Raw genomic sequence first — 17336 nt, forward strand, 5'->3', positions numbered from 1 at the left:
TTGCCTGAGCGCTTAGCCTGCCCGCATGCGCGTGTGGGTGAGCGGGGCGCGTGGCAGGCTCGGTGCCGAGGTGTGCCGGCAGCTGGCAGCCGCAGGTCATGACGTCGTCGAGGCCGATGTCGCGGGTGACGCGGACGGCTCGGTGGATCTGTTGGACCGGCACGCGGTGGCCCGGTCCCTGGAGTCGGCCGACGCGATCATCCACTGCGCCGGGATCCCGAGCCCGGAAGGGGTCGCGCCTGCGGAGCTGGTGCACGCCAACACGATGTCCACGTTCAATGCGTTGGAGGAAGGGTGGACCGCCGGGGTCCGCACGGCGGTCCTGGCATCGAGCGGGTCGATCCACGGGACGGCGTGGTCACCGGAGCCGCTGACGCATCCCTACGTCCCCGTGGACGAGGACAGTCCCCTGCAGTACGTCGACCCCTACGCGTTGACCAAGGACTTCATGGAACGGATGGGTCAGATGTACGCCCGCCGCGGCATGACCGTGACCGCTCTGCGCTTCCACTGGATCCTCACCCCTGACGAGGTGAGCCGGCTCATCGACGGCATCTCGGAGGAGGAGGGAGTGCGGACTCTCTGGGGCTACGTCGACCTTGAGGACGCTGCCCGTGCCTGCCTGCTCGCCCTGGAGCCACGGGACGGGTACGACGCGTACCAGACCCTGCTCATCACCGCTGACGACACCCTCGTCACGCGTCCGACCGGGCAACTCCTCGCCGAGCACTGCCCCGACACCGAGCTGCGGGCTCCCCTCAGCGGGCACGCTGGAGGCTTCGACTGCTCTCGCGCCCGACGTGTGATCGGTTGGTCGCCACGCTCGCGTCGGCGGGACACATAGTGGGACGGCGGCCCGCCTGTTCAGCGTTCAGACTCCGCTCATGGCCCCGGAGCCGGGCTTGGGGAGAGCCCGGTCGCGCTGCCCATCCGGGGCATTCCAAGGGCCCGCGCGGGTGATAGTTCAGATTTTCTGATATCGAATACACCGCCTACGGAATTTGTCAAACCGGAAACAGGCTGCCGCACCCAATCGGTTGGGGGTTGCCAACCAATCCCGAGTCACTCCCAAAGACCGTTCGCCGGGGGATCTCATGCATGAGGTCCGTGCTGAAGCGGCGGCCTGGAAGTAAGCACCCTCGCCTTTTCTGGGTGACATTCGCACTCAATAGAGCAGGAGCGCAGGAATGGGATTCGACGTCAGGACTCCACGACGCTTCAATGGCCGGTCCAAGAGCACCATTTGGGCCGCAAGAGGTGTTTCGGCAGTGGCCGGAACCCTGATCACCGGCCTTCTCATCGCTTCGCCCGCGGCCGCCCAGGGAAGCACTCCCGCCGACCCCGCTGCGGGCTCGGTGAAATCCGCCCCGGTGAAGCCGGTCCCGCCGAACTCGGCGAACTCGAAGACCTCGAAGGTCGCGAAGACGCCCGCCAAGGGACTCAGTGGGCACGAGAAGAGGCAGCACCAGAAGGTCGTGCGGGCTGTCGTGCGGGAAGACGCGAGCCTCGTAAGGGGCCAGAGCTTCGGTGCCGCCTCGTCCTCCAGGGTCAGTTCGCTCATCGGCACCTACCAGGTCTGCTTCAAGGTGCCGGTCACCAACGGCACCTACACCGCAAGCATCGGGCTTCCCGGCAACTCAGGGGACTCGGACCCCGGTGAGATCACCGTCGTGGGCCGTGCCGACACCAGGAACTGTCTGTTCATCCAGACGTACAACTCGGCCGGAGCGCTGGCGGACCGCGGCTTCCACGTGGTCGTGGCGTACTCCCACGACCGGCGACGGTAAACGGTCGATCACGGGAAACCGGCTGTGGTCATATCGAGCCACCGCAACAGCAAAAACGGCCCCCGTCGCCAAGGGGGCCGTTTTTGGCTTCCGGGACGAAGCCCCGCGTTCTCCGTGGTGTCGGACGGTTTCCCGTTCCGGCCTCTCCGACCGACGCCTGCGGTCGCTTGTATTCCTCGTTCGGGTGCGCACCTCATGCAGGCTTCAGTTCCGATGGCCAGGATTGTCCTCGTGATGTGTTCCCTCGCGAAAGGGAAAGTACATGCCGAAGTTTGTCACCTTGCTGAACTGGACCGATCAAGGGATCGAAAATTACAAGGACACCGCGAAGAGGGCGGAGGCCTTCGGCGCAGCAGCACAGAAGCTCGGGGCAAGGCTCCTGGACATCTACTGGACCGTCGGCCCCTACGACCTCGTGGCCGTCGTCGAGGCCCCCGACGACGAAACCGCCACCGCGTTGCTCCTCCAGCTCGGCGGAGTGGGCAACGTCCGTACGACGACGTTGCGGGCCTTTGGCAGTGAGGAAATGGAAAGCATCATCGGCAAGGTCGGCTGACGACCCCTGAGGGAACCGCGCCAGCCGGTCAGCGGGCTGTCCCGGGTGCCGTCCAGGGGACTGCAGCCGGTCAGCCGGCTGCCCCGGGGTCGGCCAGGCGCTCGGCCCGCAGCGCGGAGCGCCTCAACTTGCCTGCCGCGCTGCGCAGTGGGGTGTCCACGAGCTCGACCGACCTGGGCCGCTTGTGGGGCGACAGCCTCTTCGCGACGAATGAGTCGATCTCCTCGGCCGTGGTCGTGCCGCCCTGTTCGATCTGCACGATGGCGTGGATCCGGTTCCCACGGTCGGCGTCCGGCAGCCCGATGACCGCACTGGACAGGACGCCAGGGTGCTCGGCGAGCGCGCTCTCGATCTCGGCGGGATAGACGTTGACGCCGCCGACCAGCAGCATGTCCGAGCGTCGGTCGTGCAGATAGAGGTAGCCGTCCTCGTCGAACTCACCGATGTCGCCGAGGGTCGACCACCCGTCGATCTCCTTCAGTTCCGCTCCGATGTAGCGGAACGTGGGCGGGTTGCCGGGAACGACCCGCATGAAGACCTCACCGGTGACTCCCGGCTCGGTCACGGGCGTGCCGTCGAGTGCCACGATCTTGATTTCGCCCCAGGTCACGCTGCCCACCGAGCCGCGGTGCCGCAGCCATTCCTTGCCCGAGATGGTGCACCCCGCCTGGGCCTCGGTTCCGGCGTAGAGCTCCCAGATCTTCTCCGCCCCCAGCCAGTCGATCCACGCCTGCTTGATCGCGGGCGGACACGGTTCCGCGCAGTGCCACACCGACACCAGCGAGGAGAGGTCGTAGCGTTCGCGGGTCTGCTCGGGCAGCGCCAGGATGCGTCGCATCATGGTCGGCACCAGGTACACCCAGGTGATCGCGTGCCGGTCGATCTCGGCCAGCACCCGCTCGGCGTCGAACTTGCCCAGGAGGGTGACTGTGCCGCCGTTGAACAGGGTCGTCATGGTCGTCGAGAAGGGCGCGTTGTGGTGGACCGGCGCCGTGATGAGTGCCTGCTCACCGCTCCTCAAGCCCCAGGCCTCCGTATCGAAGGCGTTGAAGGTGCCCGGCGACCCCGAGAGGATGATCTTCGGCCTGCCGGTGGATCCTCCCGAGGTCGGCGCCTTCCATGACGGGCCGATCTCCGTCGCGAACTCGGCGTCCCCACCGCCGGCTTGGCGCAGCTTCGCGACGGTCGTGGACCGGAATCGACCGTCGCCCAGGGGCACGCCGTCCTCGAGGCCGACGACGGCCGCAGGGTCGGACAGCTCCAGGATCGCCTGCTCCTCAGCGGGTGCGAGTGCGGTCGAGAGCGGCTGCGGGAGGGCGCCGATCTTGAGACAGGCGAAGGCCGCCACCACGACGTCCGGGCCGTTCGGCAACATCAGGGCGACGATGCGTCCCTGCTCGACACCGGACAGCTTGAGGCCGTGCGCGACGGAATTGCTCGCCCGGTGAAGCTGTCCCCAGGTCAGCTCCTCGTCGTCCGCGCGCACCGCGACGTCGTCCGGACGCTCCGCCGCATACGCCTCGGGGATGTCACCGAGTGGGAAACCAACTTCCGGAGTGAACATGTGCAATCCCTCTTCATCGTTCGTGGTGTGGGCCGGCCGACCGGTCAGCTGTAGAGGTGTGCTCCGGGAAGGGCGTCGGGGTCCCGGCGCACCTCCAGCGGGTTCGTCTCGGGCAGGAACCAGGCGCTGGCGAAGGTGATGAGGCCCATGAGAGCGATGTAGACCGCGACCAGGGTGGTCGTCCCCGTCTCCGCGATGACGGCGGTCATCAGGATCGGTGTGCCGCCGCTGACGACGATGGCGGAGAGCTGGTAGGCGAGAGAGGCGCCGGAGTACCGGACGTTCGGCGCGAAGAGCTCACCGAGGAAGGCGGCCGCCGGGCCGTACGTCAGTCCCTGGAAGAGGAATCCGACGGCGACCGCGACGAAGATCAATGGTGCCGATTTCGTCCCCACCAGCGCGAAGTAGGGGAAGGCCCAGGCCGCTACGCCGAGCCCGCCCACGAGGATCAGGATCCGTCGCCCGAACTTGTCCGACAGATGTCCCGCGACGGGGAGGACCACCGTCATCAGCGCGGAGCTCAGCAGCGTGACCGTCAGCAGCGAGTTCCGCTCCATGTGGAGCGTGGTCGTGCCGTAGCTCAGCAGGCCGGTGATGCTGACGTAGAAGAGGCTGTTCGTGGCGGAAAGAGTGCCGCAGCCGAGGAGGATGCGGCCCCAGTTCCGGCGTACGGCCTCGTTCAGGGGCGCCCGTACCACGGTCGCCTGCTGCTTCCGCGCGGCCTCTTCCTGCAGCTTCCGGAAGTCGGGGGTGTCCTCGACCTTCGTCTGAATGTAGAGAACGACGGGGAACATCACGGCGCTGAGCAGGAACGGGATGCGCCAGCCCCAGCTCAGGAAGGCATCGCTCGGCAACAGGGTGCTGGCCGCGATGAGGACCAGGTTGGCGATGATGACCGCGACCGGGACGCTCGTCTGGCCGAACGTGCCCGCGAACCCGCGACGCTTCGCGGACGCCGACTCCGTGAGGAGAAGCGCGATTCCGCCCCACTGGCCGCCCGCCGCGATCCCCTGGAGGAAGCGCAGCACCACCAGCAGGGTCGGAGCGAGTATGCCGACGGTCGCGGCGCTCGGCAGGCAGCCGATGAGGAAGGTCGCGGCCGTCATTCCGACGAGGCAGACCACGACCGTGGGCTTACGGCCGTACTTGTCGCCGAAGTGGCCCGCGAGGACCCCGCCGAGGGGCCGGGCCACGAAACCGGCCCAGAACGTGCTGAAGGACAGCAAGGTGCCCATGAGGGGGGACGAGTCGGGAAAGAAGACGTGCGGGAAGGCCAGCGCCGCCGCCATGCCGTACAGGAAGAAGTCGTACCACTCGATCGAGCTGCCGATCAGCCCGGCCGCGAGGAGCTTCCGGGAGGAGCGGCGCTCGGCCGCCGGGGCGGGAGCAGAGCCGCCGCCGTCGACGTGCGCTTGCGCGGATGAAGTCATGCGGTGTCCCTAGGAGTTGGGGAGGAGTTGATGGGCGCGGACGTCGGCCGGCCGGCCTCTTCGGGTTTGCGGCGGCCGTTACGGGCGGAGCGGACGTGGGATCGCCAGGGGTCCACTCGCGGCACCGGTGACAATCGCGACCTCGCCGCGGGGAGCGAACTCCACCTGGCCCGCCTCTCCCTCGTACGTCGTCACTGCCCGTGTGACAGGCGACTGCGACGCGCATCACGACCGTGTGGCGTGGGGCGAGACTAGAGCCGCTCAAGCTCTCCATGAGATGGAAAATGGATACACTCCTGGCGACCCCAAGGTGTATGAAAATTCCACCCCAGTCCCTCATGGGGGGTATCGATGGCAGGCATGGAATCCGGCACGCACGGCGCCACTGACAACGACGAGCTGGCTTCCTACCGGCTGCGGCGCGAGCGCGAGCTCAGCAGCCTGTACGCCACGGCTCGCTCGCTGGCCGCCCTCGGCGAGGTCGACGAGGTCCTCCCGTCGATCGTCAGACACGCTCACGAGTTGATCGGCAGCGACTTCGCCTACCTGTCACTCCTGGACGCGGAGGGCAACCTCACCCTCCGAGCGTCGGCAGGCACCATCTCGCCGGAGTTCTCATCGGCGCGCATGCCTCCGGGGGCCGGTCTGGGCGGGCGCGTGATCGAGTCCAAGGCCCCCTTCTGGGTCAGCAACTACCGCGAGGCCCGTACCCTCCGCCACAACTCCACGTTCGACCAGCTCGTGGCGGGCGAGGGGCTCATGGCGCTGCTCGGCGTACCGCTTCTGGTGGGCGAGCGCGCGGTGGGGGCCCTCTTCGCAGCCGACCGCACCGAACGGCCCTTCGAGAACGACGAGGTCGCCCTGTTCAGCGCCTTCGCCGACCACGCGGCTATCGCCCTCAACAACGCGAGGCTCTACGAGGAGAGCCGTATCTCGGTGCAGCGGCTCCAGGAGGCGAATCGCACGATCGAGGACCAGGTGACCACGATGGAGCGTGCGGCGGCCGTTCACGAGGCACTCACTCACGTGGTGCTGACGGGCGGCGGGCCCGGGGACCTCGCGCAGGTTCTCGTCGAGCACCTGCAGGGCATGGTGACCGTCCTGGACCGGGACGACAGAGTCGTCGCCAGCCGCTCCTCCGGAGGAGCCGTGGTCGGGACCGGCCGGGAACCGGCTCCGGAACTGCTCGAGGCGGCGCGCAGGACCGGGCGGTGCGCCACCGCGGAGGGCGACGACGGGGCCGTCCGCAGCGTGGCGGTCATCCAGGCCGGCGGCAGCCACCTCGGTTCGCTGTCCCTGACGCGTCCTGCCGCACCGGAGCCGCCGGACATCCGCATGCTCGAACGCTCGGCCCAGATCATGGGGTTGTTGATCCTCATGCGCGATGCCCGCGTCGAAGCGGAGGAGCGGGTCCGTGGCGAGTTGCTCATGGAACTGCTGTCACGCCAGCCGCTCCACCCTGCTCAGCGCGACAGGGCGATCGCCCGCGGGGTCGAGGTCGATCACCTCGATGTCCTCGTCGTGGCCGACTGCCCCGGGAAGTCCACGAGCGACGTCGTGCGGCAGCTGAACGCCGTCTCGCCCGAGTGGTCCGGGCTGGCGGGCGAGTATCTGGGCCGGGCCACGATGCTGTTGCGCGCCGACGACGTGGACGACGTGGCGAACGCGATCCACGACCGACTGCGGCACACGCTCGGCGCGCCGGTACTCGTGGTCGCCGATCGCATCCAGGGACAGGAGCGGTCCCGCTCGTTCACGCTGGCACAGCGCTGCCTCGAGGTGATGCGCTCCCTGGGAGAGACCGACCGCGGCTCGACCACCCAGCAGCACGCGATGTACGCACTCGTCTTCGACCCTGAACGCTCGCACGACCTGGACCGGTTCCTCACCGACTCCCTCGGGCCGCTCCTGGAGTACGACCAGCGGCGCTCGACCGACCTGGTCACCACGACGGCCGCCTACTTCGCCAACTCCGGGAACCTGAGCCGGACCGCGCGCTCCCTGCACGTCCACATGAACACCTTGCTCAAGCGCCTGGACCGGATCGGGGCCCTGCTCGGCGACGACTGGCGCGCCCCGGACTCCGCGCTGCGTCTCCACCTGGCGGTCCGCCTACGTGAACTGCGGGTGGCGTTCGAAGGGGGCAGCTCAGGCGCCGAGGGTTGAGTCGAGGCGGGTGCGCGAAGCCTTCGGATTCGCCGCCGCCGGCGTCCCGAGTGACCTGGAAGTGGCCGGCGCTGTCGGCACCTTGGCGGGACCGGACCGTCCACGGCCAGAGGTCACGCCTCGTCGCGGCGCTCATTTCCGGCGTTGATCGCGGCAGCGAGCGCCAGCAGTGCTTCGACTTGCGCGACTCCGACGATGTGATCGCCCGTCAGGCCGCGAATGCTGCCTCTCAACTCCTTGTCTCCCCTCAAGGCGGCGATCAGCTCCTCGGCCTTGTGCACGTGCGTTTCGTAGTCGGCCATTGCGCCCTTTCCCTCGTGTCGGCCAGACCGTAACGGGTCCTCGCAGGCCGGTGGAACGGGTTCGGCCGGTGCATCCCCGAGAGGCCAGTGACCACGACGCCGGAGTTCCATCCGGGTCAGCCCGGCGATGACCGCGTCGCGGACCCGGGGCGCCCGCAACATCGCGGGCTTCACCCGGCCAACCGTGAACCTGCCGCCAACTGCCGGTGAACTCCGTACAACTAGCTCCGCCCTTCGACGGTCACATCAGACGAACCCCCCACACCGTCGACCGAGGGGGAGCCTCCGTGTCACGCAGCCGCCGCATCCTGACGTACGCCATCGCAGCCGCCGTTGCGGCCACCGCCGGGTTCGTGTTCCCGTCCGGCGCCACCGCTGCGGCACCCCGTACCACCACGAGCGACTTCAACGGCGACGGCTACGCGGACCTCGCCGTCGGCGTCCCGGACGGGACCGTCGGGGGCAAGGCCAAGGCCGGGTATGTGAACGTCGTCCTGGGCGGCCCGAAGGGCGCCGGCGCCCACGGAAGCTTCCGTCTCACCCAGGCCACCCCCGAGGTTCCCGGCACCCCGGAGGCCGGCGACCGCTTCGGCGCATCCGTGACCCTGGTGGACCTCAGCGGCGACGGCATCGCGGAACTGCTCGCCGGTGCCCCCGGCGAGGACGTCACCGACCGCGGTACGGACGCGGGCATGGTCACCGTCGTGGGCGGCTCGACGGACGGGCCCGGGCCGGGGTCGACGACCATGACGGGGCCGTCGCCGTCGGCCGCGTACGGCAAATCGGTCGTGGCGGCCGAGATGACCGGCGACGACAACAAGGAGATCGTGGTCGGGGGCACGGACAAGGTCGCCGCTCGGGTCATCAAGGGTGAGGACAGCATGATCACGACCGTCGTCACCGACCACATGGGCGGCCGCGCCCCCGTCCTGGCCACCGGCGACTTCGACAGCGACGGCATGGCGGACCTGGCCGTGGCGTACTGGACCGTGGACGCCCCCTTCACGCAGTCCCACGTGCGCCTGTGGAAGTGGGACACCGACCAGTCCGAGATGGCCAACTTCTGGAACACGGACAACGCCGGCGTGACGGCCCTGGCCGCCGGCGACTTCGACGGTGACGGCCACGACGACCTGGCCCTCGGCGAGTGCCGCGAGATCGCCGACGAGAACATCGACGACCCCTGCGGCCCCGAGGAACTCGCCAAGGGGGGTGGCATCCACACGCACTACGGAAGCCCAGCGAGCGGCTCGTTCGGCAGCCGTGCCCAGACCCTCAACCAGGACACGGCGGGCGTCCCGGGCGTGGCCGAGAACGGCGACCGCTTCGGCGCCGCCCTCGCCGTAGCCGACGTCAACCGCGACGGCCGCGACGACCTGATCTCGGGCGCTCCGGGTGAGGCCATCGGAAGCCAGGCGGGGGCGGGCGCGGCCTGGCTGCTCCGCGGCGGCGCTCAGGGTCTGCTCGACGCCAACGGCGCTGCCACGTCCGTCACCTGGAACCAGGACACCGCCGGCGTTCCCGGCGTCGCCGAGGCCGGCGACGCCTTCGGCGCGGCGGTCGCCTCGGGCGACCACAACGCCGACGGTGTACCGGACGTCACGGTCGGATCCCCTGGCGAGAACGCCTCCCTGGGAGCCGCATGGCTCCTCCCCAAGGGCTCGGCCGCAGGCTCGGCGGCCTTCTCGCCCCGCACGCTCGGCCTCCCGTATCTGTCCACGGCCCACAAGTACGGCAAGCCACTGAACAGTCGCTGATCGCGCCCTGCGGGGTTGAGCCCGCGCCCCCGATAGGCCCCGGGTCTCTCTGGCCCGGGGCTTGTTGCGGTCCACCGCCCCTGCTGCACCGTCCTGGTTCGCGCAACTGGAACCGCTCCCCGGGTGGTTGGCGTCTCGTCAGGGTGCGGAATCCAGAATTCCGGATGTTGTCCGTCATGTGGGCCGAAGGGGCGGGTTCGAAGGTCCCAACACTTCACGCTTCACGGCCGGCTGAGCCCCGGCAGAGGGTGCCTGGCTGGGGGGTGATCCGCGGACCGCCGCATCATCACTGAAGCCAGTGCGTACATGGCGATCGAGAACCCAAGAGGAGGAGCGGGGTCGTTGAACTCGTACACCAACTCCGGCCAAGCCGACGGCATTTCGGGTCGGACGAGCAGGAACGCCTGCGATCTGCACTGGCTGTTGAACAACCTGGCCGACGGGGTGCCGGGCATCCTCTCCGTGGTTGTTGTCGCCTCGGACGGGATGGCGTTGCTGGCCTCCGACTCCGGTCAGGCAGGCGTCTCGCCGGACGACGAACGCCACGCGAACCGGAAACTCTCGGCCGACTTGGGCGCCATCGTCGCTGGACTCGGGGCTCTGACCGATGGCGCTGCGGAGTTGGTGGACGGCGGCACCGTCAGGCAAACCGTGATCACCATGGCCGACGGCAGCCTCTTCGTGATGTCCATCAGCGACGGTTCTCTGCTCGGGGCCTTTGCGAGTCCGGAATGCGACCCGGGGATGGTCGGCTACCAGATGGCTCGGTTCGTCGGCAGGGCCGGCCACGCGCTCACACCGGAGCTGCGCGATGAATTGCGCCAGCGCATGCAGGGCTGACATCCCGCTCCAGCAGGGGCCGGGCGAGGTCGTTGGAGCGGCTCTGAGCTGGGGGGCAGTCGTCCTGGTGGTCGAGGCTACGGCTGCGAGGGTGGTTGGACGGGCATGGGGGGCTCACCTGCCGGATGCCCCGCAGACCAGCTGGTCGGCTGCTGCACGTGCCGGCTGCTCTTGCCGGCGGCCACTGCGCAGACCGCGAATGTCACCCCGGCCAGGCCGAAGATGATGGCCATGTTGCCCTTCGTCTGGATGTCCGCCTGACGCCCTTCGACCTCGGCCGCCCAGGTCGCCGCGTCCTCCTCCATGTCCGCTTCGTGCTCGGTCAGACAGGACAAGAAGACCTGGTCGGGCGGAGTTTCCCCGTCGGGGTCGCACCTGGATTCCTCGAACAGGTTCACCTCGTTCTTGTATTCGTCCAACGGCTTGCTGGATACCTGCGAGCTCGCGTCCAGCGCCACCGCTGACAAGATCACCGCCGTGGAGATGCCGAGTATCGCCAACACGATGCAGAGGACAACTACGGGCCCACGCCCCTGAGATGACATGGCAGGGAGATTAACGCACGCGTGAGCCGCCGCCCTCAGATCCGACCACCCGATCCGGCGCTTGCCGGCGGACGCTCTGACCGTGATGAGTGACATCCGCAGGAGTCGTTTTCGACCGAGGTCGTCCGGAGCGCTGTGCTGCCCCGAACTCTCAGCGAGAGCCGACCGGACGTAAGTGCCGCCGGGGCCGACATCACGCGACTACGGAGAGGCCCTGGCGCCCGGACCCGCGGTGATCGGGACCACGGCCGCGCTGTCAGTCTGCTCAAGTAGCCTTCCCGCCTGCCGTGCGCACCGACCGGGAGGACCAAGAGAATTGACCAGCCTGTCTGCTTTCCCGCTGCCCTTTCATGCCTCCCGTTCCATATCGTTCGCGACACCCCGAACACTGCGGGAACTTCAGATGATGCAGTGCAGCTCGATCATCCGGGCGAAGCCGGGCTGGTTCGACAAGATGGACGATGCCGACATCGTCGCCAGGTGGACGCAAGAAGCGGTCGCCCAGGGCCTCACCGAAGCGCAGGTCCGTTACGTGCTTGCCGAACTCCGGCATTACGCCGCGCTGCGGGACGGACGGACCGGCATCGAGGTGTCCGCCGTCGACGGGGTGTGGCAGTCGGACGCGCTGGTCGACGCCGAGCTCGCATGCCGGCTGCGCGAGGCGGTCCGGGTTCTGGAAGAGGTCCCCGAGGAGGCGAGGGACTGGCATCCCGGATCCGGCGGCCAGGTACTGGATCTGGTTCATCCGTCGCTGTTCTGCCTGGTGAGAGAGGCGAGCGGTGCGCCCGAGCGGACGTGGCAGAAGCCGGCGGGCCGCTCCTCCGAGTACGAATTCTCGGAGAGATTCCAGTGGCTGCCCACGGACGTCGACGTCAGTGCCGACGGCGATGTCGTCCTTCGCTCGTACGTGAACAACGTCCACCCCGAGAAGCATCGCGAACTGGCCTCCGTCCTACCGGACTTGCTCGCGCGCATGCGCCCGCTGCTGGAAAATGTGCTCACCGATCTGCGCCATCCGCGGCCGCTGCGGATCGAGGCCGATCCTTTCGGGTGGTATCCCCCCGCGTGGTACGACTCGGAGCCGGAATACCCGGCCAAATCCTCCTACAGCGATGACGGGGCCCACGCGGACGCCCTCCGGGCATGGGAAGAGGCCCAGGACCACTGGTGGCAGAACCGTCGCCCGGCCATCCCGGACGCCCCTGCCTTCACCTCCCCCGAGTTGCCTGATGAGTCCGCCCGAGTCGACCTGCGCGGCCGCCGTCTCCAGGTCATCGTCAAGCTCGCCACGATTCACCTCACGCCGGACAAGCCCGAGTACCCCGGCGGTTCCTGGCATGTCGAGGGGATGATGAACGAGCGGATCGTCTCGACCTGCATCTACTACTGGGACAGCGAGAACATCACCGAAAGCCGGCTGAGTTTCCGGGCGGCAGTCGACGATCCGCACTACGAACAGAACGACGACAACGGCGTGCGTGAGGTGTACGGCCTGGAGGACGAAGACGCACTGAACCAGATGCTCGGATCGGCATCGACTCCAGAGGGCCGCTGCCTGGCGTTCCCGAACATCCTGCAACACCGCGTCGGTTCATTCCGTCTCGCGGATCCCACCCGTCCGGGACATCGCAAAATACTCGCGTTCTTCCTGGTCGACCCGTCGGAAAAGATCGTCTCGACATCCGATGTACCACCGCAGCAACCATGGTCCGACACGTCGACCATGACGCTTGAAGAGGCCAAGAACTACCGCGAACAACTCATGCAGGAACGCAAGTTCTTCGTCGACGAACACAACGAGCAGCTCTACGAACGCGAATTCTCCCTCTGCGAGCACTGATTCGCCGGACCGGAGCTGACCACAGGGGAGAGGGCCACTGGACGTAGTTGGATCGAGCTACTGACGCGTCGCTGGACAGCTGCGGGTCAGTCTCCGTTCGGCTTCGCCAGAACCTTGATCTGATCAGGGGAGAGCGCCTTGTTGAAGACTTGGACGTCTTTGATGCTGCCGGGAAACCAATCGGCGGCTCTACCGTCGGCACCGCGGGCGCGGCCGATGAACAGCTTGTCGGCGGGGGTTCCGACGGCGGGAGTCGCAGCCTTGTGGGACCGCTGCTCGACCCCGTTGACGTAGAGATGCAGCTCGCCGCCCTTGCGCACGCCGACGAGGTGGGTCCAGGTCGAGATCTCTGGATGGTCGCGGGACGTCGCACCGCCATCCCTGTCTGCGAAGGCCCAACGGCCGGCCGCGGGCGAGTACCGGAGGTAGAAGTTGCTGGTGTCGCCGGCGGACTGGCTGACAGCGGTGGCGAACGAGCCGAGCGTCCTGCTGAGGTACACCCACGCGGAGACGCTGAATTCCTTGCCCGGCCCCGTACTGACAACCCTGTCCGGGATGACGATGTCACTCCGGCCGTCGAACAGCGGGGCCCCACCGTTCCCTTCTCCCCAGCGCACCCTGTACGCCTTTCCGTCGTTGCTGCCGATGCTGTCGGCCTCTTTCGACCGTTCGTCGAGCGGCCAGGCCCCGATCGGATCGGGCCCCTGCTCGCGAGTGAGGTAGATCCCGGCGGGGACACCAGCGGCGACGACGAGGCCGACCGCGGAAAGTAGTGCGGCGCGCCGAGTGGGGCCGCGCCGCGGCTCCGGACCCGGCTTGGCCGGGCGTGTTGTGGTCGCCGGGGCATCGACGGACTCAGGGGTGTTCCTGGTGACTGTGTCGGCGTCTGCGATCGCCTGATCGAAGGAGCGGACGCGTTTGGCGGCGGGCAGCCAGGCCTCGTTGTCGAGGAGTGTCGTGAGTCCCGGGTCGAAGCCCGCGCGTACGAGGATGTCCTTGGGGGCGGGGCGCTCTTCAGGGGTCTTGGCCAGGCAGTCGGCGATGAGACTGCGCAGGTCGGGCCGGCTGACAGCTTCGAGGTCTGGTTCCGTGTAGACGGCTCGGTAGCCCATCGCGTGGGCCGGGCCTTCCCCGAACGGATTGATGCCGGTCGCCGCATAGGCCAGAACCGTGCCAAGGGAGAAGACATCGCTGGCGGGTGTGATCTCTGCGCTGTTGACCTGTTCGGGAGACATGAAGCCCGGCGAGCCGATCATCATGCCCGTTCTGGTGATGCTGCTGGCCTCGTTGATACGCGCGATACCGAAGTCGATGACCCGAGGTCCGTCCTCGGCGAGCAGCACGTTGGAGGGTTTGAGATCGCGGTGCACAAGGCCCGCGTCGTGGATCGAGGTCAGGGCTTCGGCCAGCGCCGCCGCAAGGGCCAGCACCGTCGCCGGAGGGAACGGCCCGAGGTCGGAAACGACCACCGGAGCGGTGTATGCGCCGCTCACCAGCCGGTTGGCCAGAACCTCCCGGCGGAACCGGGAATGGAACTCCGACTGCTGGACCAGCTCGCGATGCACCACCTTGACCGCGACCCGCCGCCCCCCTGGGGACATCCCGAGGAAGACCTGCCCCATGCCCCCCGCGCCCAGGCGGCTCAATAACCGGTAGTCGCCGACGGAACGTGGATCCCCCGGTTCCAAGTCCCTCACTGCAAGACCTCCTGGCATCGCGCGCCCCTGATCAGGCTTCCACGTCCTGACCGTACAAGCAGCCTAACGGTGGCCGTATGGCTGGTTCGAGGCGCCGAAGAGCTTGTCTGCTGCTCTCCAACAAGCGTTGCTGCGCTGCCTGTTCGGGGAGGTCGCGACGGAGCAGGCTGCTGACGCGTAATCCTCCGCGTGCGTCCGGTGGCGTCCGTGCAGGTCGCGCAGTAAGGGCTCGATTCGCGCCCACCGGCAAGTCAGTTGACGGCGCCGCGCACCGGACGAACGAACCGGTGATCAAAACGGAACGGCCTGGTCGTGTACTACGCGGGGCACGGACTGATCGAGCCGCGGACGGTCAACTCACCTGCCAGTCCGTCATCTTGCCCGTTACACCCTCACAACGCAGACCCGATCTCCTTGGCCACACCCACAAGTCCCCAAGAGGGCGACGCAAGGGGAAACCAAACTCACGAGTCATCAGATAACCTCCGGTAACCACTGACGAGCCATGCCGAGACCACGAACGTACGGGCGCCCCACGAGGCCCGCGCTCATCACCGGAGCAACAAAGATGAACCCCCCTCACCGAGCAGGCTGTTCGGCCCATGAGTGACTTCCTCGAGCCACGCTTCCTCGCCATGAGCCTGTTCATGCTGTTCATCGCCGCCTGCCTGTTCCTGGCCATGTGGGTCAGCCCGGATCTGCGCAGCGGCGACGGATTCTTCCGCGAGGGCAAACAACTCGGCACCGTGCCCACAGGACTGGCCGTCGCCAGCGAAGTCATGCCCACCGCTGCCGTGCTTTACCTGCTCGGCACCGTCGCCCTCAGCGGTGTCGACGGAGTCATCCTCTTGTTGTGCGCGGCTGCGTCTCCCGTGCTGATGCGGCGCTGGCTGGCCGGCAGACTTCCTGCGGCCAGAGGCCGGACCTTCGGCGAGATGGTCACCCGCCACCTGCCGCACGGGCCCGCCAAGCGCTGGGTGGGGGCCGCGTGCCTGGTGGCTGTCGTGCCCCTGCTCATCGGGCAACTCCAGCCGCTCAGCCATGCCGCCCAACTGATCGGGCTGAGCGATCCGTTCTCCCGGCGGCTGGTCGTCGTACTTGCCGGCGGATTGATCCTCGCCTGTGCCGCGATCGGCGCGGCCCGCGGCGCGACCATGCACCAGATCGGCACGGCCGCTTCCTTCCTGCTGGTTGCCCCGGTAATGGCGGTCATGGTGCTGCTGCGCTTCGACGGCGACATCGGCGCTCTGCTGGAGACCGCCGAGCGGCAGCAGGGGGGCACAGGGGCATATCTCGGCATCGGCGGCCTCTTCGGAGGGGGCATCGCCGGGCACCTGGACCTCATCGCCTACGCCAGCTGCGTGCTGCTCGGTGCGGCCTTCCTGCCGCACATCGTCGTACGCCTGGCCGGAGCACCGGATGCACGCAGCGCCCGTAAGGCGGCCGGGGTGGGGGCTGCCGCTCTGTGCTTCCTCGTCACCACCGCCGTGTTCCTCGGCTTCGGCATCGCCGCCCTGGTCGGGCGTGAGGAACTGGCCCAGGAGGGGCCGTTCGGCGGTGTGAACCTGGCATTGCTCGCCACGGCCCTGGACGGCAGCGAGACAGGCGACGTGGGCAAGCTCATGTTCTTCATCATGTGCTCCATCTTCCTCACGATTCTCGCCTCCGCCTCAGTGCTGCTGCTGTCCGGATCCGCGTCGATCGTGCACGACTTGGGCCGCGGAGGCGGCGCCGAGGTGCAACCGGACGCCCGCCGCGACGGAGGAGCGGTGCGGGCCCGGCTGGCCATGGTGGGACTGGGTGTCTTCTCGATCCTGATCGCGGCGCTGACGATCGACGTGAGCCCGCAGTTCTGGCTGGTCCTCGCCTACACGGAGACGGTGTCGACGCTGCTGCCCCTGCTTGTGTTCAGCCTGGGCAAGCGGTCGATCCCGGCCGCTGCGATCAAGTACTGCGTCCTGGTGACCACCGTGATCAACCTGGTCCTGATCGTCTTCTCCCCATTGGTCTCGGGCACCACCCACGCGGTCTTCCCGTACGCAGACTGGAGCATGTGGCCGCTGACCTCGCCGAGCATTCTGAGCGTGCCGACCGGATTCTTGATCTGCTGGGCCTTCACCCGGCGCGCACGGGCCGACAAGGACGCAGCGCGCGGCGGTCTCGTCGTCCCGGAGCAATCCGGCAAGAGCAACGACGTGCGGACGCAGGTGCGTTGACCTGGTGGGGCCCGTCCCCGGACACACCCCCTCGACGACGCGGAGCGAGGCCACCCTCAAGGACACGATGGTCCGCGCCGGCCAGTCCTCCGAACGAGCCGGGTTGATCTGTCGGCACTCGAACTCGGCGCGACAACGGGAGGTCGCCGGCGGGGTCGACGCACGGGTACGCGCTGAACGGAAGAAGGCGGCGCACGCATCTGGCACTGCAGCCTGTGACGATCGTGGCCCGTGTTGCCAAGGGCGGCTCGGCGGCTCGGGCGGTCGTTCGGACTGGGGGACCGTCGTGTTGCGACGTCGGCAGGACGGTCGCTGAGGTCACTGCAGCCGGTCGCCTTGCTGCCCCGGAGCCGTGGACGTCCGGCCGACACCGTGCTGGCCGCGCGTCCGGCAGCCCGGCGAGGTGCCCGTCTGGCCTCGAGTGTCCTGCTGGCCGCCTTCATCATCGCGGTCGCCCTTATCCACCGCTTCGCCCGGCCGGACGGCGACCCCGACGCTTGAGCCGGAGGTAACAGTCCGCGCAACAAGCAAGCCCCGTGCTGGCCTGGGGCTTTGCGCTGGAGCGGGTGACGGGAATCGAACCCGCGCTCTGAGCTTGGGAATCACCGGAGCCTTGCCGCAGAAATCTGCTCTGAC

Annotated in this window: 13 protein-coding genes and 1 pseudogene; 9 read left to right on the top strand and 5 right to left on the bottom strand. The window is 68.1% G+C overall.

The window, feature by feature from the left end:
• The first annotated feature begins 25 nt into the window (after positions 1–25).
• From G4Z16_RS17235 to G4Z16_RS17245, 3 genes are all read left to right on the top strand, one after another.
• Positions 26–844 (top strand): NAD-dependent epimerase/dehydratase family protein, encoded by an 819-nt coding sequence (locus G4Z16_RS17235; protein ID WP_197351657.1) that lies wholly within the window; start codon positions 26–28, stop codon positions 842–844.
• Between the two features lie 424 nt (positions 845–1268).
• Positions 1269–1787: a hypothetical protein gene (locus G4Z16_RS17240; RefSeq protein WP_197351658.1), complete on the top strand. Its 519-nt coding sequence runs from the start codon at positions 1269–1271 to the stop codon at positions 1785–1787.
• A 262-nt stretch (positions 1788–2049) separates the two neighbouring features.
• Positions 2050–2343 (top strand): GYD domain-containing protein, encoded by a 294-nt coding sequence (locus G4Z16_RS17245; protein WP_197351659.1) that lies wholly within the window; start codon positions 2050–2052, stop codon positions 2341–2343.
• A gap of 70 nt (positions 2344–2413) precedes the next feature.
• Here G4Z16_RS17245 and G4Z16_RS17250 read toward each other — a convergent pair whose 3' ends face one another.
• Both G4Z16_RS17250 and G4Z16_RS17255 read right to left on the bottom strand, forming a co-directional pair.
• Positions 2414–3907: an AMP-binding protein gene (locus G4Z16_RS17250; protein WP_197351660.1), complete on the bottom strand. Its 1494-nt coding sequence runs from the start codon at positions 3905–3907 to the stop codon at positions 2414–2416.
• A 44-nt stretch (positions 3908–3951) separates the two neighbouring features.
• Complete coding sequence (locus G4Z16_RS17255) at positions 3952–5337, bottom strand: MFS transporter (protein WP_197351661.1); 1386 nt, start codon at positions 5335–5337, stop codon at positions 3952–3954.
• 351 nt (positions 5338–5688) lie between these two features.
• Here G4Z16_RS17255 and G4Z16_RS17260 point away from each other — a divergent pair, with 351 nt between their 5' ends.
• A complete protein-coding gene (locus G4Z16_RS17260) occupies positions 5689–7503 on the top strand; it encodes a helix-turn-helix domain-containing protein (RefSeq protein ID WP_197351662.1) in 1815 nt (604 codons plus the stop codon).
• 113 nt (positions 7504–7616) lie between these two features.
• On the opposite strand, the gene G4Z16_RS17265 is transcribed toward G4Z16_RS17260, so the two are convergent.
• On the bottom strand, positions 7617–7805 hold the full coding sequence (locus tag G4Z16_RS17265) for a hypothetical protein (RefSeq protein ID WP_197351663.1): 189 nt from the start codon (positions 7803–7805) through the stop codon (positions 7617–7619).
• A 287-nt stretch (positions 7806–8092) separates the two neighbouring features.
• On the opposite strand from G4Z16_RS17265, the gene G4Z16_RS17270 reads away from it, so the two are divergent.
• Both G4Z16_RS17270 and G4Z16_RS17275 read left to right on the top strand, forming a co-directional pair.
• Positions 8093–9562, top strand: coding sequence for an FG-GAP repeat protein (locus tag G4Z16_RS17270; protein ID WP_246530906.1), 1470 nt, complete (start codon positions 8093–8095; stop codon positions 9560–9562).
• 342 nt (positions 9563–9904) lie between these two features.
• Positions 9905–10402: a roadblock/LC7 domain-containing protein gene (locus G4Z16_RS17275; RefSeq protein WP_246530907.1), complete on the top strand. Its 498-nt coding sequence runs from the start codon at positions 9905–9907 to the stop codon at positions 10400–10402.
• A 77-nt stretch (positions 10403–10479) separates the two neighbouring features.
• Here G4Z16_RS17275 and G4Z16_RS17280 read toward each other — a convergent pair whose 3' ends face one another.
• Positions 10480–10905, bottom strand: coding sequence for a hypothetical protein (locus tag G4Z16_RS17280; RefSeq protein WP_197351665.1), 426 nt, complete (start codon positions 10903–10905; stop codon positions 10480–10482).
• Positions 10906–11179: 274 nt separating this feature from the next.
• Between G4Z16_RS17280 and G4Z16_RS17285 the strand changes: the two genes are divergently transcribed.
• Positions 11180–12787 (top strand): DUF4246 domain-containing protein, encoded by a 1608-nt coding sequence (locus tag G4Z16_RS17285; RefSeq protein WP_484600480.1) that lies wholly within the window; start codon positions 11180–11182, stop codon positions 12785–12787.
• 86 nt (positions 12788–12873) lie between these two features.
• Here the strand turns inward: G4Z16_RS17285 and G4Z16_RS17290 are convergent, their stop codons facing one another.
• Positions 12874–14484 carry a protein kinase domain-containing protein gene (locus G4Z16_RS17290; protein ID WP_246530908.1) on the bottom strand — a complete coding sequence of 537 codons (1611 nt, stop codon included), beginning with the start codon at positions 14482–14484 and terminating at the stop codon, positions 12874–12876.
• Positions 14485–15086: 602 nt separating this feature from the next.
• Between G4Z16_RS17290 and G4Z16_RS17295 the strand changes: the two genes are divergently transcribed.
• Together G4Z16_RS17295 and G4Z16_RS33430 are read left to right on the top strand one after the other, a co-directional pair.
• Entirely contained in the window at positions 15087–16700 is a 1614-nt protein-coding gene (locus tag G4Z16_RS17295) for a sodium:solute symporter family transporter (RefSeq protein WP_197351667.1), read from the top strand.
• 19 nt (positions 16701–16719) lie between these two features.
• Positions 16720–17016 (top strand): annotated as a pseudogene (locus G4Z16_RS33430) (hypothetical protein); the annotation flags it as partial.
• Positions 17017–17336 lie beyond the last annotated feature (320 nt).

This window comes from Streptomyces bathyalis, from assembly GCF_015910445.1.
Taxonomy (GTDB): domain Bacteria; phylum Actinomycetota; class Actinomycetes; order Streptomycetales; family Streptomycetaceae; genus Streptomyces; species Streptomyces bathyalis.